The 14,241-nt window shown below is 63.3% G+C and carries 15 protein-coding genes; 11 read left to right on the forward strand and 4 right to left on the reverse strand.

The window, feature by feature from the left end; translation table 11 throughout:
- The first annotated feature begins 68 nt into the window (after window positions 1–68).
- The 7 genes from CGK93_RS03955 to CGK93_RS03985 all read left to right on the forward strand — a co-directional run bounded on the left by CGK93_RS03955 (window position 69) and on the right by CGK93_RS03985 (window position 7,996).
- Window positions 69–983: a PIG-L deacetylase family protein gene (locus tag CGK93_RS03955; RefSeq protein WP_089593695.1), complete on the forward strand. Its 915-nt coding sequence runs from the start codon at window positions 69–71 to the stop codon at window positions 981–983.
- Window positions 983–1,906, forward strand: a complete 924-nt coding sequence (locus CGK93_RS03960; RefSeq protein ID WP_089593696.1) for an ATP-grasp domain-containing protein — start codon at window positions 983–985, stop codon at window positions 1,904–1,906. The genes CGK93_RS03955 and CGK93_RS03960 overlap by 1 nt, the downstream gene beginning before the upstream one ends.
- Window positions 1,903–3,180 carry a glycosyltransferase gene (locus tag CGK93_RS03965; RefSeq protein WP_232481537.1) on the forward strand — a complete coding sequence of 426 codons (1,278 nt, stop codon included), beginning with the start codon at window positions 1,903–1,905 and terminating at the stop codon, window positions 3,178–3,180. Before CGK93_RS03960 ends, CGK93_RS03965 begins: the two co-directional genes overlap by 4 nt.
- Window positions 3,177–4,277, forward strand: a complete 1,101-nt coding sequence (locus CGK93_RS03970; RefSeq protein WP_232481538.1) for a hypothetical protein — start codon at window positions 3,177–3,179, stop codon at window positions 4,275–4,277. Before CGK93_RS03965 ends, CGK93_RS03970 begins: the two co-directional genes overlap by 4 nt.
- A 43-nt stretch (window positions 4,278–4,320) precedes the next feature.
- Window positions 4,321–4,635 (forward strand): hypothetical protein, encoded by a 315-nt coding sequence (locus tag CGK93_RS03975; RefSeq protein ID WP_089593697.1) that lies wholly within the window; start codon window positions 4,321–4,323, stop codon window positions 4,633–4,635.
- Window positions 4,636–4,753: 118 nt separating this feature from the next.
- Window positions 4,754–7,552, forward strand: a complete 2,799-nt coding sequence (ppc, locus tag CGK93_RS03980; RefSeq protein WP_089593698.1) for a phosphoenolpyruvate carboxylase — start codon at window positions 4,754–4,756, stop codon at window positions 7,550–7,552.
- 138 nt (window positions 7,553–7,690) lie between these two features.
- Window positions 7,691–7,996 carry a hypothetical protein gene (locus CGK93_RS03985; RefSeq protein ID WP_089593699.1) on the forward strand — a complete coding sequence of 102 codons (306 nt, stop codon included), beginning with the start codon at window positions 7,691–7,693 and terminating at the stop codon, window positions 7,994–7,996.
- Window positions 7,997–8,027: 31 nt separating this feature from the next.
- On the opposite strand, the gene CGK93_RS03990 is transcribed toward CGK93_RS03985, so the two are convergent.
- On the reverse strand, window positions 8,028–8,672 hold the full coding sequence (locus CGK93_RS03990; RefSeq protein WP_089597176.1) for a DedA family protein: 645 nt from the start codon (window positions 8,670–8,672) through the stop codon (window positions 8,028–8,030).
- A gap of 54 nt (window positions 8,673–8,726) precedes the next feature.
- On the opposite strand from CGK93_RS03990, the gene CGK93_RS03995 reads away from it, so the two are divergent.
- Complete coding sequence (locus CGK93_RS03995) at window positions 8,727–9,269, forward strand: O-acetyl-ADP-ribose deacetylase (RefSeq protein WP_089593700.1); 543 nt, start codon at window positions 8,727–8,729, stop codon at window positions 9,267–9,269.
- A 4-nt stretch (window positions 9,270–9,273) separates the two neighbouring features.
- On the opposite strand, the gene CGK93_RS04000 is transcribed toward CGK93_RS03995, so the two are convergent.
- Complete coding sequence (locus tag CGK93_RS04000) at window positions 9,274–10,203, reverse strand: RluA family pseudouridine synthase (protein WP_089593701.1); 930 nt, start codon at window positions 10,201–10,203, stop codon at window positions 9,274–9,276.
- Between the two features lie 94 nt (window positions 10,204–10,297).
- On the opposite strand from CGK93_RS04000, the gene CGK93_RS04005 reads away from it, so the two are divergent.
- Window positions 10,298–10,942, forward strand: coding sequence for an ArsR/SmtB family transcription factor (locus CGK93_RS04005; RefSeq protein ID WP_089593702.1), 645 nt, complete (start codon window positions 10,298–10,300; stop codon window positions 10,940–10,942).
- Window positions 10,935–11,627, forward strand: a complete 693-nt coding sequence (locus CGK93_RS04010) for an SRPBCC family protein (RefSeq protein ID WP_089593703.1) — start codon at window positions 10,935–10,937, stop codon at window positions 11,625–11,627. The genes CGK93_RS04005 and CGK93_RS04010 overlap by 8 nt, the downstream gene beginning before the upstream one ends.
- Window positions 11,628–11,711: 84 nt before the next feature.
- On the opposite strand, the gene CGK93_RS04015 is transcribed toward CGK93_RS04010, so the two are convergent.
- Window positions 11,712–12,212 carry a TetR-like C-terminal domain-containing protein gene (locus CGK93_RS04015; protein ID WP_232481539.1) on the reverse strand — a complete coding sequence of 167 codons (501 nt, stop codon included), beginning with the start codon at window positions 12,210–12,212 and terminating at the stop codon, window positions 11,712–11,714.
- Between the two features lie 79 nt (window positions 12,213–12,291).
- Here CGK93_RS04015 and CGK93_RS04020 point away from each other — a divergent pair, with 79 nt between their 5' ends.
- A complete protein-coding gene (locus tag CGK93_RS04020; RefSeq protein ID WP_089593704.1) occupies window positions 12,292–12,786 on the forward strand; it encodes a DUF4188 domain-containing protein in 495 nt (164 codons plus the stop codon).
- Here the strand turns inward: CGK93_RS04020 and yczR are convergent.
- Complete coding sequence (yczR, locus tag CGK93_RS04025) at window positions 12,783–14,237, reverse strand: MocR-like transcription factor YczR (protein WP_089593705.1); 1,455 nt, start codon at window positions 14,235–14,237, stop codon at window positions 12,783–12,785. The two genes, CGK93_RS04020 and yczR, sit on opposite strands and share 4 nt — an antisense overlap.
- Window positions 14,238–14,241: the final 4 nt, after the last annotated feature.

Below are 14,241 nucleotides of genomic sequence, written 5' to 3' on the forward strand. Positions count from 1 at the left end.
CCCACTACTTCTACGGCGGTCTCCGGAGATGGGAACCGTGCTAATTCGCTACGCATTATGGGGGCATTATGGAAGCAACGCTGTTCGCCGTTGCTGGTTTGTTGGGGATTCTGGTGGCTGTCTGGGCTTTGGTTCCAGCTGGCCGGAACTGGTTCGCGCGGAAGTTCAGTTCACCGAACAGGCTCCGTTGGACGTTGGCCGGTTTGGGAAGTTTGCTGCTGCTGGCCCTCGCGGGGTGTGCAATCGGACGCACGCATCCGTCCTGGCTGAATACCGTGGTTGTGTTTGCAGGCGCAGGGCTGATCGTTGCGTGCCTTGTTGCTCCGGCGTTTCGGATCCGCTATAGGGTGGCTGCCCAGCCTAGAAGGGTGCTCGCCATCGGTGCGCACCCTGATGATCTGGAATTGGCCTGTGGTGCCACGCTGGCCAAGTTGTCCGACGCCGGCCATGACGTCAGGACCATGGTGATGAGTGCCGGAAGCAAGGGCGGAGACAGCCGTGTCCGGGTAACGGAGGCTGCTGCAGGCTCGGACTTCATGGGCGCCACTGCAGTGCAGGTCCACCACTTCCAAGACACCAACTTGTCCGAGCATGGGCAGGAGATGGTGAAAGCGATCGAGGAAGCCATTGAGGACTTCCGTCCGGACGTTGTCATCACGCATTCCCGCAATGACTACCACCAGGACCACCAAGCGGTCCATAGTGCCACTATGCGGGCGGCGCGGCGGCACTCCTCCATTCTGTGCTTTGAGAGTCCGTCATCCACCCGGCAGTTCGATCCCAGCGTTTTTGTGGACATCGCCGGGTATGTGGACGTGAAAATCCATGCCGTGGGCATGCACCGGAATCAAAAGGGCAAGCCGTACATGAGCGCTGAAAGGGTCCGCAGTCTCGCGGCCTTCCGGGGCTCACAGGTCAAGACCACCTATGCAGAAGGTTTTGAACCTGTTCGATTGCTCGGCTCCGCGGTAGGGGAGTTCTGATGGTACGCGTGCTGGTGACGGGTGTTGGCGGGCCGGCAGGAGATTCCCTGGCACGTCAATTGGTGGACCAAGGACATTGGGTTCTGGGCGTCGATATGAAACAGGTCCACGCTTCGGCGGCGGACGCAGTGTCCGTGGTGTCACCCTCAAGTGCACCCGGCTACTTATGGGAACTTCGCGGACTCGTAGCCACTTATGAGATAGAACTGGTGGTGCCAACCGTCAGCGACGAGCTGGTGATGGTGGCGGAGGCCAGGGATGATTTCGCTCCGGGAGTCGAGATCCTGATCGCGGACCCCACACCCGTCCGGATCGCGAATGACAAATACCTCACCATGAAGTGTCTTGCCAACGCCAATGTAGGTGTTCCGGATTTCGCGTTGCCGGGGGATTTCAGCTCAATCAATGAGGCAATGGCCCGTTTTGGCGGATCCTTGGTGGTCAAGCCCCGGGTGTCGCGCGGTGGACGCGGAGTCCAGGTCCTGGAAAGGGCTGCCGACGGCGGAAGGAACGCCGCGCGCATATGGTCCTCATTGGACGATTCCTGGATCGTGCAGCGCTTTGCGCCGGGCGCCGAGTATGCGCCTGTGGTATTTCGGCCCTGGCAGGAGTCCGAGCAGGACGATCTTGTGGTGGTGCTGGAAAAGACAGAGCTTAAACATGGTCGCGTCGGCAACGCGCTCTCGGTCAGGAGAGTGGATACGCCGGAGGCGCCCGACATCGCCCGGATAGCGGAAGCAGCCTCCGCCGCACTGGGCCTGGCTGGTCCCGTCGACGTGGACGTCCGCCGCATGTGGGACGGAACTCCGGTGGTTCTGGAGGTCAACGCCAGGTTTGGCGCCAACAGTGCCTACGCCCCGGAACTCCTGGAACGGGTCCTGCGGAGTTATGTCAGCGGGCCAATGATGGGACGGACTGTGTGAGTTTGGTTGACGCGGCCATGGCGTTCGTCCAGTGTGGCGGCTTGGTGATCCTGGGTTTCGGAGCGGTCAAGATCGCCTACGTTCCACTGGCCTTGTACTTCAACTGGTTCCACCGCTCCAAACCTCCAAAGCATCGCTACTCGGTTCTCAGCCAGCGGCCGTTGGTGTCTGTAATCGTCCCCGGCTACAACGAAGCCGTGGTCATCACTAAATGCGTCGAGTCGATCCTGGCGAGCAGGTATCTGCGGCTTGAGGTCATTCTGGTAGATGACGGCTCCACCGATTCCACCGCACGCATTATGGCGGGACTGGCGGAGCAGTATGACAGGGTGCGCTTCCTGTCGCAGACGAACGCCGGGAAGGGGGCCGCCCTCAACTATGGAATCGCCGCAGCGCACGGCGACATCCTGATGTTTGTTGACGCGGACGGGATCTTTGCCCCGGACACACTCATGAACATGCTGGAAGGTTTCGACCATCCAAAAGTGGGAGCAGTATGCGGCGATGACCGGCCCGTGAACCTGAACCGTGTTCAAACCATGATGCTTGCCGTCCTGAGCCACGTTGGCACAGGTCTGGTCCGCAGGGCCCTTTCCTTGTTGCACTGCCTGCCCATAGTTTCCGGGAACATCGGCGCCTTCCGGAGCGAACTCGTGAGGCAAGTGGGTGGATTCCACGAGGACACTCTTGGTGAAGACCTCGAACTGACGTGGAGGGTCTACAAGGCCGGCTACCGGGTTCGCTTCCAGCCCAGCGCCTTGGTCTACGCTGAGTCGCCCTCCACCATTGGAGGACTGTGGCGCCAGCGCGTGCGGTGGTCGCGCGGGCTGCTGCAAACACTCCGGATGCACGTCGGGATGCTCGGGCGGCGGCGTTACGGGCTGTTTGGCATGTTCCTGGTGTTCAACGCCATCACCATGGTGGTGATACCCGTGCTGCAACTTGCCATCTTGGCGGTCCTGCCCTTTCTCTACATTGCCGGTGAAGGTCCGGTGCCGGGCCAGGTCTTCGCGATTCTTGGCTGGTTGGGCCTTTTCGTGTCTCTGGCCTTGGTGTGTTTTTCCATTGGTCTTAACCGGTCATGGCGGGATCTGCGATTCCTTTGGACCCTGCCGTTATGGCCCTTCTATTCGGTGTTCGTTGGACTGGCGTTGGCCAGCGCAATCGGCAAGGAGATCCGTGGCACACCGGCCAAATGGAACAAGTTGCAACGCACCGGTGTCATCAGCGTGATTGCTGCCGAGGCCAAAGTCCCGAAAGAGGTGGGCGCGTGAACCGCGCAGCCTCAGCGATCGCAGGCGCCCTGCTGGCCTCGACCCTGACGATGGCCTCGTGCGCCGGGGAACCACTTCCCAAGCCTGCGGACCGCATGGTCAACCTGGGCTTTGAGGACGTGGTGAACAGTGAGCCCGGCTACCTTGCGAAACTCTCAGAACGTTTGGACTCAGTGAATGCCACGGCGGTGTCCATCTCCGTTGGACGCACCGATTGGACAGCTTTCCCGTGGCCGGACCAATCCGGGGCGGAGTCCAGTGAGGTTTCCCAGTCAGGACGGGACTTCGTGGCAGAGTCCATCACGGCGCTGGAGACTGCGGATGACGGAAGCAAGCGCGATGTCATCCTGACCATCGACGTCTTATTGGACCGCGCGCTGAAGGAAGATCCTGCCCTTGCCGGGAGGAACGTTGACGGGGCGGCATCCGATTCCTTTGCGGGTGTGTGGTCATTGAGGCACGGCGCGGCCGGTACCCGGCTGGCTTCCCTCGCCGCTGCTGTCGCCAAGAAGTACAGGCCCTCGGCAGTGAACCTCACAGAGCTCATGTTCGACGACTTCACTTTCGGCGGCAACGATCTCAAGGACTTCAAAGTCACCACCGGCTCCACGGACTGGCCCCGAAACGGTGACGGAACCATCGATACGTCAGACCCACGAATCCATACGTGGCGCAGCGAAGCTATGGCGGACATCGTGCGCAAGGTGAGTGCCGCCGTCGAACCTTATGGTGTCAATCTGGACATGGACGTGCGCTCGCCGCGCGATTCCCCGTCCGGGGATCGGGCGGACAGCGGACATGACTACGATCTCCTACTCAAGCAGGTGGACCGGCTTCACGTGTGGGAGTACGTGGGGCTCAACGGCGAACGGTCCCCGAAGACCCGGGAATTGGCTGAATCCATGAACCGCCGCGCGGGCTCCCGAATGTCCTTGTCGGTGGGACTTTGGTCCAATGAGGGCCGGATATCGGCGGGAGAGTTCGGTACGGCTTTGCGGGAGGCGGCGCTCGGCGGGGCCACTTCGGTGTCCGTGACACCTGCCAGCCTCATGGAGGACCAGCACTGGGAGGAACTGAGGAAGGCCTGGGCCGGGTAGGTGAGGACTGTCGAGTCGATTCCCCGAGGAGTACGCTGACCGCATGGGGATGGACACAGTGGTTGCAATCGTGGTCAGCGGTGCCCTGATACTCGGCTCTATTTGGGCCGGCACGGGACTTGTTCAACGGGGCGTTCCAGCGAAAGGTGCTACAGGCACGCTGGGGAGCGTCCTCTCCATGATTGAACCCGCCACCGGTGCGCCTACCAGGCTAGAGGCGGCTGCTGCGATCGAGGAAATGCGGCAGCGCAGGCACGAGAAACTCTCCGCGGGGCCCGGCCTGGTGCACGATGAGCTGATGAGCGGCAAAGTGGTCCTGCCCGGGCGGGCCGATTCGAAACGTGAAGCCAAAATCTGAGACGCATTCCATGGGTCGAGTTCGGGGCGGGTAAGATCCCGTAGGAAACCCTAGTAATCCGGCTCACAGTATCCAGCGCAGTGTACGGGCCAAAACCAGATCCCGAAGGTATGCATCCATGGTTCACACTGCCCCTCAAGACACCGATCTCGCTGCAGAATTGCGCGCCGACGTGCGCCGCGTTTCCACGCTCCTGGGTGAATCGTTGGTTCGCCAGCACGGTCCGGAATTGCTTGCCCTGGTGGAGCAGGTCCGCCTGCTGACCAAGGAGTCCAAGGAAGCCGCGCGCGGCGGTGCTGATGCCACCGGGCCTTGGAGCGCGCACGACGTCGTTGCCCAGGTCCGCGAGTTACTCGCCTCCCTGCCGCTGGACCAGGCGACGGATCTGGTGAGGGCCTTTGCGTTCTACTTCCACCTCACCAATGCGGCGGAACAGGTCCATCGTGTCCGTGGCCTCCGCACCCGGCAGGAAAAGGATGGCTGGTTGGCCAAAGCCGTTTCCGAGATAGCCGGCCAAGCGGGTCCCCAGGTCTTGCAGGACGTGATCAACGAACTCGACGTCCGCCCCATTTTCACGGCGCACCCCACGGAAGCTTCACGCCGTTCCGTGTTGGACAAGGTCCGTAAACTCTCCGATGTCCTTGCCGAGCCCACGGCGGAAGGCACGTCCGCGCGTCGTCGACAGGACCGGCAGCTTGCAGAAATCATCGATCAGATGTGGCAGACCGATGAGTTGCGCCAGGTCCGCCCCACGCCCGTGGATGAGGCACGAAACGCCATCTACTACTTGAACAGCATCCTGACCGACGCCATGCCGGAAATGCTGACGGACTTGTCTGAGCTTCTGGCCGAGCACGGTGTCGCGCTTCCGGTGGCCGCCGCGCCGCTGCGGTTTGGTTCGTGGATCGGTGGTGACCGTGACGGCAACCCCAACGTCACAGCTGCTGTCACCCGGGAGATCCTGCAGCTGCAGAACCAGAACGCCGTGCGCATCAGCATTGCCTTGATCGACGAACTCATTTCGGTGCTGTCCAACTCCACGGCACTTTTTGGGGCCGACCAGGTACTGCTGGACTCGATCGCCGAAGACCTCAAGAACCTCCCGGGGCTGGACAAGCGCATCCTTGAACTGAACGCTCAAGAGCCCTACAGGCTCAAGCTGACATGCATCAAGGCCAAGCTCATCAACACGGGACGCCGCGTTTCGGCGTCGACGTATCACGAGCCAGGCCGCGACTACGCCACCACCTCAGAGCTGCTGGCAGAATTCGGGCTGTTGGAGGACTCACTGCGGAACCACTCAGCCGCGCTGGTGGCAGATGGTGCTCTGGCCCGTGTTCGCCGGGCAATCGCAGCCTTCGGCCTGCATTTGGCAACGCTGGATATCCGCGAGCACGCCGATTACCACCACGACGCTGTTGGCCAGCTTGTGGACCGACTCGGCACGGAGAAGCCGTACGGCGAGCTCAGCCGTGAGGAGCGCTTTACGTTCCTGGGCGCAGAACTGGCCTCCCACCGCCCGCTCTCCGGGCACCCCATCAAGCTGGAGGGTACTGCCGACGGCACGTATGACGTCTTCCGGAGCATCCGGCAGGCGCTTCACACCTATGGGCCGGACGTAGTGGAGACGTACATCATCTCGATGACCCGGGGCGCTGATGATGTCCTTGCCGCTGCCGTCCTGGCCCGTGAAGCTGGACTGATTGACCTTTTCGGGGCCAAGCCTCACGCCAAGATCGGGTTTGCCCCGCTGCTGGAAACCGTGGAAGAACTGCGCGCTTCTGCCGAGATCGTGGACCAGTTGCTGTCCGATCCGTCCTACCGGGAACTCGTCCGTCTCCGCGGCGATGTCCAAGAGGTCATGCTGGGCTACTCCGATTCCAACAAGGAATCCGGAGTGATGACCAGCCAGTGGGAAATCCATAAAACCCAGCGCAAACTGCGCGATGTAGCCGCCAAACACGGCGTGCGCGTCCGCTTGTTCCATGGCCGTGGTGGTTCCGTGGGCCGCGGCGGCGGACCGACATACGACGCCATCATGGCGCAGCCGAACGGCGTCCTTGAAGGTGAGATCAAGTTCACCGAGCAAGGTGAGGTCATTTCGGACAAATACTCCCTGCCCGAACTGGCACGCGAAAACCTTGAGTTGTCCCTTGCTGCGGTGATGCAGGGCTCGGCTCTGCACCGGACTCCGCGTACTTCGGAGGACGAGCGCGAGCGCTACGCGAACGTCATGGAAACCATCTCCGACGCAGCATTCGACCGTTACCGCACCCTGATCGACGATCCCGAGTTGCCGGCCTACTTCCTCGCCTCCACCCCGGTGGAGCAGTTGGGTTCGCTGAACATCGGATCGCGCCCGTCCAAGCGTCCGGATTCCGGCGCAGGCCTCGGGGGTCTCCGGGCTATCCCATGGGTCTTCGGTTGGACCCAGTCCCGGCAGATCGTTCCGGGGTGGTTTGGTGTGGGTTCAGGCCTGAAGGCTGCCCGCGAGGCAGGCAACACCGACCAGCTCCTGGAGATGATGGACCGCTGGCACTTCTTCCGCTCGGTCATCTCCAACGTGGAGATGACGCTTGCAAAGACTGACATGGAAATTGCCGGTCACTACGTTTCGTCGCTGGTCCCGGAGGAACTTCACCGCCTGTTCCACATGATCCGTGACGAATACGAGCTCACCGTGGCCGAAATTGAGCGGCTTACAGGCGAGATCGAGCTCCTCGATGCCCAGCCCACGCTCAAACGTTCCCTGGAAATCCGCGATCAGTACCTGGATCCCATCAGTTACCTTCAGGTGGAGCTGCTCCGCCGCGTGCGCGAAGAGTCCGTGTCCGGAACCGAGATCGACGAACGGCTGCAGCGGGCCATGCTCATCACGGTCAACGGTGTGGCCGCGGGCCTGCGCAACACCGGCTAACAAACGCTCACTCACGTCCCTCGGGGTTTCAAGGGTCCCTCTCTCATCTGGTGAGAGAGGGATCCGCTCAAGGGCGCGGTATGTGAGAGAGGGATCCGCCCAAGGGCACGGTACGTGAGAGACGGTTAGGGTGGTGGGATGCCGTCGTTCCAAACCAAGTTGAAGATCACTGGCCTCAAACCGGGGAATGCGCCTGAGTCAGTGATGGCCGCAGCCGTGGAAGCCTTGGAAACCCGCCACCACGTGGAGTCGAACCAGCTGGATATCGTGGGCGGCGTCCCCCAGATCAGCCTGCGCTTCACAGTGGGCGACCGCGATTATTCAGGTGAGAACGACGAAGCCCGGACATCGGCAGCCATGATGCGTGACGCCGTCGAACGCGTGGCCATCACGGGCAGCCTTTACGTTCTGCGCCGCAGCCGCGGACGCTGGTCTCCGGTCTAACGACGCTGGTCTCGGGTCTAAATCGGGGAAGTTACTCGGGCTGGGGTACGTCGCCGGGCTTGTCGGCGTCGTACGGTTCGTCCACGGGTGAGCGGCTGCCGCGGCGCCGCGTGACGATCAGCCCCACCACCACGCCGATCACCAGGCCGACGCCCACGCCGATGAGTGAACTGGCCCAGAAGGGAAGCTTGGTGGTGGAGCCGGTGAAGTAGCCGAGGCCCACTTGCCAGACCGCCCAGAGGACCGCGCCCAAGCCGGCGCAGAGGCTGAAACCGCGGACGGAGACGTTGGCGATGCCCGCCGCCGAGGACGTTGCGAGCCTGCCTCCGGGGATGAACCGTGCGCCGATGATGGCGCCGTAAGTGGAGGAGCGTCCGGCTTTGGCGATGGCCTCGTGGATTCCGCGGTGTATCCGACGACCCCATGACCACCGGTCCAGGACATGGCTGATGCGCCGTTTGAACAGGATAAAAACCGCCATGTCGCCGAGCCAGGATGCCAAGGCTGCAAGGAACAAGATCAGCCAGAAGTTGGCGTGGCCGTCGGCGGCGAGGGCACCGCCAGTGATCACGACCATTTCCGAGGGGATGGGCGGGAAGATGGCGTCGCCCAGCACAATGGGGACGATCCACAGGTAAATCGCGGATCCCCATGTCTCCGGGGCGGTGATGTCCATGGGCACAAGGTACCGCACTTGCCGCATCCGCCGCTCCGGCGCGAGACTGGCGCCATGCGAATCGACATTTTGCGGGGGGACATCACCACCCGCCCGGTGGATGCGATTGTCAACGCCGCCAACTCGTCTCTGCTCGGTGGAGGGGGAGTGGACGGTGCCATCCACAGGGCCGCGGGTCCGGAGCTCCTCGCCGCCTGCCGCGAACTGAGGCGCACCGAGTTGCCGGACGGGCTGCCGGTGGGCGCCGCCGTCGCGACCCCGGCCTTCGGGCTCCCTGCCCAGTGGGTGGTGCATACGGTGGGTCCCAGCCGGCACGCGGGGCAGACGGATCCGGCGCTGCTCGCCTCGTGTTTCCGCGAAAGCCTGAAAGTCGCGGCCGGGCTTGGTGCCAGGACGGTCGCCTTTCCCGCGATCAGCGCCGGAATTTACGGATGGGACGCCCGTCAGGTTGCCGAGGTAGCGTTCGACGCCGTGGGGTGGTTTACGTCGTCGTCTTCCGTCGGCGCGGCTGCGGACAGCCCGCTTGAGGTGGTGGAGTTCGTGCTGTTCTCGGAGGATACGACGGCGGTCTTCCGGACGGTGTTCGGACTCCCATAGCTGCTCAAGCGTGGGCTTCGCTGAGCTCCAACTGGCTGCGGTATTCCACGGGTTGTTTGGTAATGGGGTCAACAAACCGGATGCCGCGGGCCAGGAGTTGGAGCGGCTTGCTGTAATCGTCCGGGGCTTTGTCCAGCAGGTCCGGGTAAAAGGCATCGTTGATGATGCCCAGGCCCAACGAGGCCATGTGGACGCGAAGTTGGTGCGTTTTTCCGGTGTGGGGTTCCAAACGGTACAGCGCGCGTTGGTGGGTGCCGGCGTCGAACGTTGTTGTTTGTTCGATCCGTGTTTCGGCGTTCGGTTCGCCGTCGATCACCTCGGCCAGCAGGTAGCTGCGGGACTTGGTCATGCGGTTGCGGACCACAGCGGGGAACTCGACGGCGGGATAGCCTGCGGCGGGCGTCGCGGCGGACACGCACTCGTATTCCTTCTGGACCTGGCGCTTCTCGAAGAGCACTTGGTACTTCCCGCGGGTCTCCGGGTTGGTGGACAGCAGGAGGAGGCCGGCGGTCATGCGGTCCAGCCGGTGCATGGGGATGAGGTCCGGAAGGTCCAGCAGGTTCCGGAGCCGGACCAGCGCAGACTCCTGGATGTAGGTCCCACCGGGAGTGGTGGGCAGGAAGTGTGGCTTGTCCACCACCAGGATGTGCTCGTCCTGGTGAAGGATAGTGATTTCCACAGGCAGCCGCGTCTCTGGCGGCAAGGTCCGGTAGTACCAAATGAAGGTGTGGTCCTCCAGTTTGGTGTTGCGATCGAGGGGAACACCGCCTTCGCCCACGATCTCGCCGGCCTCGAAACGGTCCTCGATGCCTCGGGGGTCGATGTGTCCCCAGCGATGCATCATGTAGTCCATGGCGGTGGCCCACGGGCCCTCGTCCGGGAGGCGCAGACGGGTCGCGTTCACGCCGTCGCGCACGGGGAGGGGGGATTGCATCACCGGACAATTCTACTGTGGCCGGCAACGACGACGACTACCGACGATAAAAAAGTTCTTGACAAGAAAAGTTGTCGGTGACCATACTTGAAGCATGTTGGACATCGAAGTGATCGAGGACCCGGCCGCGGCGGAAGCGTCGTTGGACCCGATCCGTACCCGCATCCTCCACGAGCTCGCCGAGCCTGCGTCCGCAACACAGCTGGCCCTCAAGGTCGGCCTGCCGCGGCAGAAGGTGAACTACCACCTCAAAGCGCTCGAACGGCACGGGTTGGTTGAGCTGGTGGAAGAGCGGCGAAAAGGCAACGTCACCGAGCGCGTGGTGCGTGCAACGGCGGCCTCGTACCTGATCTCGCCCGTCGCCCTGGCCTCGGTGGCCCCGGATCCACGACGCTTCGCGGACCGCTTCTCCGCGTTTTGGCTTCTCTCCCTTGCCTCGCGCACCGTGCAGGAAATGGGCAAACTCATCTCCGGCGCCGCCGTGGCGAAGAAGAAGCTGGCCAGTTTCGCGATCGACGGAGAGATCACCTTCCGCTCTGCGGCGGAACGCGCAGCGTTCGCCGAAGAGCTCGGCGTGGCGGTGACCCGACTGGTGGATAAGTACCACGACGGCGCCGCTGCCGCGGAGGCGGGCGGGGCGCGCAAGCACCGGCTCGTCGTCGTGCTTCACCCCGCACTCAAGACGCAACAAGAGCCCTCGACAGATCAAACAGCAGAAAAGGACCAAGGCAATGACTGACAACCGGAGATTCGACATCGTGGCGGACACTGAACTGCCCGGTACTCCCGAGCGGGTATGGAATGCCGTCACGGCGGACACAGCGGCTTGGATGTTCCCTACGGATCAGTGGCCCGACGTGAAGACCACCGAGGAGTTTCCCACGCACTTGGTGTCCCGGATGGATGGCCCGGACGGCTGGTTCAACCAGTTGGAGCATGTACTGGAACCGCTCGACGGCGGCCGGGCAAAGCTGCACTACGTCCACAGCGGGATCTTCGCCGACAACTGGGACGAGCAATACGACGGCGCCAGCAAGCACACCGAGTTCTATCTCCACACCTTGGGCCAGTACCTGCAGTACTTCGACGGTAAGCCCGTAGTGTTCACCGACATCCAGGCGCCCGCTTCTTCACAGACCCCCGAAGGATTTGTGCAGCTGAAGAAGGCCTTGGGTGTGGAGGATGTTGCTGCCGGCTCGCGATTCGACGTGAACGTCGACGGCGTGGGGCGGCTCAGCGGCGAGGTGGACTTCTCCAACGGGAACTTCCTGGGACTGCGGACCGGCGACACCCTCTACCGCTTCTTCGGCCGCAATGCTTTCGGCGCGCCGGTGGGCATGACCGTGCACGAGTTCAGTGGTTCCGGTGACTCGGAGCTCACGGCCAAGGCCTGGGGCGGATTCCTGGAGAAGGTCTACCCGTAGGCGGAGCGGGTTAGGCGGCCCAGGCCCGTGCCACGGATTCCAGGGCCGCCTCGTAGACTCCAGCCCAGTCCGTTGCGGGGTCATTCATTTGCGCCAACTCAAGGCTGACCAGTCCGTGGACCTGCCCCAAACCGCCATCGCCACCATGGTGGGATCGTCGTTGCGGAGCACTCCGGTTGACTGGGCAGCCACCACCGCCTCCACCAAGGGGAGCATTGAATCCGAGGCGACGTCCGGCGTCGGGCTGCAGTCAACGTAGGCGGCCAATGCGCCGCCGAACATGAGCCGGTACAACGCCGGATGTTCCAAGGCCCACGCCCGGTAGGCGCGCCCAAGCTCCAACAGTCCGCCCTTCGCGGCTTCCTTTTGAGAGTCGCCGAAAGATCGAAAACCGTCGTCAACGGCGGCCGTCAGCAGCTGCGCCTTGCCGCCGAACAGCGAGTAAATGGCCGTGGTGGAGGTCTCTGCCGCGGCGGCGACGTCTCGAAGAGTGACGCGGGCAGGTCCTTCGCGGTCCACGAGGTCTGCGGTGACGGCCAAAAGACGCTGCTGGACGTGCTGATCATGAACGATGGGTCTTGCCATGCCTCCAAGTGTTTCATAACATTGTTTCATAACAACGTTACGAAACTCGCAGTCAAGACCGCAGTCAGGAAGGATTCGCATGGCACAGGAGATTTTCCCCGGCCGCTTCACGGCGGACATCGAGCGCGACACCGTGACCGTTTTCCTCATCGGGATGCGCGCCAACCGGTGGTGGAAGATGGGCCGCGTGGCGAAGGTTGCCTCGGCCATGCCCGCCATGATGCGGCACCTCGCAGAAAACCCCGGGGCTGGATTGCTCGGCAGTGAGCAGTGGTTCGGGCGGACCACCATGCTGCTCAGCTACTGGGAAAGCCCCGGGCATCTGCGCAAATTTGCTGCTGACAAGGATTCGCCGCATCTGGGTCCGTGGCGGAAATTCATGAAGGAGATTGCGGGCAGCGGCGACGTTGGTGTGTGGCACGAAACGTATCAGGTTCCGGCGTCGGGCATTGAAGTGGTGTACAACGGGATGCCGCTGTTCGGGCTGGCCAAGGCAACCTCGCATGTCCCAGTGGGCCCTGGCAGCAACACGGCGAAGCAGCGCATGGGCGGGAAGCGGAGTGCGGCGGCTTAGGCAACCGCGACGACGGCGGGTCGCGCGGCCTTGAGGGTACGGCGCAAGTGGGGGGCGGCGTCGAGCTTGTCCTGGGCGGCGCGGAGCGCACCGACGGCAAACTCCAACTGCGCGGGCGGCAAGGTGTAGGGCACGCGCAGGTAGTGCTCGAACGCTCCGCCCACTCCAAAGCGCGGACCGGCGGCCAAGCGGAGCCCGAAGTCGGGTGCGAGCACCGTCAGCGCTGTGCTGCACGGCGAGGGAATTCGGCACCAGGCGGTGAGTCCGCCCTGTGGTCGCTCCACCTCCCAGGATGGTAAGTACTCCGCCAGCAACCCCAACAGCGATTCCCGGTTGCGCCGGAGTTCCTCCAGCCGGGCGTCCAATGGCTCCGAGAATGACCTGATCAGGCGCGCAGCCGCCAACTGTTCCACCACGGGGCCGCCCAAATCCATGACGGTCCTCGTCGCGACAAAACGGGTAATCATCGCTTCATCGGCCCGGATCCACCCGGTCCTGAGACCTGCCCAATGCGATTTGCTCAGCGACCCAATGGACACCACGGCGGGACTGAAGGACGACATGGGAGCCGTGCGGACGCCGTCGAGGTTCAAACCCCGCAACGTTTCATCCACCACCAGCACTGTCCCGGACGCGGTTGCCGCGCGCACCAAACGCCGCCGCTGCAGATCCGACATGATGCGCCCTGTTGGATTGTGGAAGTCCGGTACGAGATAGGCCATAGCGGGTCGCTGGTTGTTCATGGTGGCGACCATCGCGTCAATGTCCCAGGCAGGAGAAATGCCGGCGGGTAACGCCACCGGCAGCGGTTTGCAGCCGGCGGAGCGGATGGCGTCCAGCGCGTTGGGATAGGTGGGGTGTTCCACCAGGACCCGGTCCTGCTTTCCGGCGAGCGTCCGCAGCACAATATTGAGGGCATGCTGGGCGCCGGAGGTGACCAGGATCTGGCCGGCTGTGGTGGGCACGCCCTCGGCGGTGTATTTTTCCGCGATGGCTTCACGCAGGGCGGGTACGCCGACGGCGTCGTACCCAAAGCCCGGCAAGAGTGCCGGCAGCTCGGTCAGTGCCTCCGCGAACGCCCGATGCACCACTTCTCCGGCGGCGGGCAGCGATGCATAGGCGAGGTCCAGCAGCCCGTCCGGAACGGCAAGCCCGGGCGCGCTGACCGGCACCGTGCGGTGCGGGATGCAGGTCCTGCCGCGGCTGCCCTGCCCGGCAGTGAGGAAACCCTGCTCGCGCAGGCTCGCATAGGCGGCGGTGACGGTAGTACGGCTGAGGCCAAGTGTCTGGGCGAGTGCGCGTTCGCTGGGCAGTGCGACGTCCAGTGGGATGCGCCCATCCATCACCAGCAAACGCACGACGTCGGCCAACTCGCGGTAGGCGGGCAGGGCGCCGGAGTTCCAGGAGCCCAGGAGGCGAACGAGAGCAGTGGGATTCAGTGAGCCGGACATAAGA

The sequence above is a fragment of the Arthrobacter sp. YN genome (assembly GCF_002224285.1).
GTDB lineage: Bacteria > Actinomycetota > Actinomycetes > Actinomycetales > Micrococcaceae > Arthrobacter.

Bases quoted from the DNA above. Each gene is read 5' to 3' on its own strand.
- CGK93_RS04020 (WP_089593704.1), top strand. From the start codon at position 12,292: ATGGCACAGGAGATTTTCCCCGGCCGCTTCACGGCGGACATCGAGCGC.
- CGK93_RS03990 (WP_089597176.1), bottom strand. From the start codon at position 8,672: ATGGACATCACCGCCCCGGAGACATGGGGATCCGCGATTTACCTGTGG.
- CGK93_RS03985 (WP_089593699.1), top strand. From the start codon at position 7,691: ATGCCGTCGTTCCAAACCAAGTTGAAGATCACTGGCCTCAAACCGGGG.
- CGK93_RS04010 (WP_089593703.1), top strand. From the start codon at position 10,935: ATGACTGACAACCGGAGATTCGACATCGTGGCGGACACTGAACTGCCC.
- ppc (WP_089593698.1), top strand. From the start codon at position 4,754: ATGGTTCACACTGCCCCTCAAGACACCGATCTCGCTGCAGAATTGCGC.
- CGK93_RS04015 (WP_232481539.1), bottom strand. From the start codon at position 12,212: ATGGCAAGACCCATCGTTCATGATCAGCACGTCCAGCAGCGTCTTTTG.
- yczR (WP_089593705.1), bottom strand. From the start codon at position 14,237: ATGTCCGGCTCACTGAATCCCACTGCTCTCGTTCGCCTCCTGGGCTCC.
- CGK93_RS03955 (WP_089593695.1), top strand. From the start codon at position 69: ATGGAAGCAACGCTGTTCGCCGTTGCTGGTTTGTTGGGGATTCTGGTG.
- CGK93_RS04005 (WP_089593702.1), top strand. From the start codon at position 10,298: ATGTTGGACATCGAAGTGATCGAGGACCCGGCCGCGGCGGAAGCGTCG.
- CGK93_RS03995 (WP_089593700.1), top strand. From the start codon at position 8,727: ATGCGAATCGACATTTTGCGGGGGGACATCACCACCCGCCCGGTGGAT.
- CGK93_RS04000 (WP_089593701.1), bottom strand. From the start codon at position 10,203: ATGCAATCCCCCCTCCCCGTGCGCGACGGCGTGAACGCGACCCGTCTG.
- CGK93_RS03960 (WP_089593696.1), top strand. From the start codon at position 983: ATGGTACGCGTGCTGGTGACGGGTGTTGGCGGGCCGGCAGGAGATTCC.
- CGK93_RS03975 (WP_089593697.1), top strand. From the start codon at position 4,321: ATGGGGATGGACACAGTGGTTGCAATCGTGGTCAGCGGTGCCCTGATA.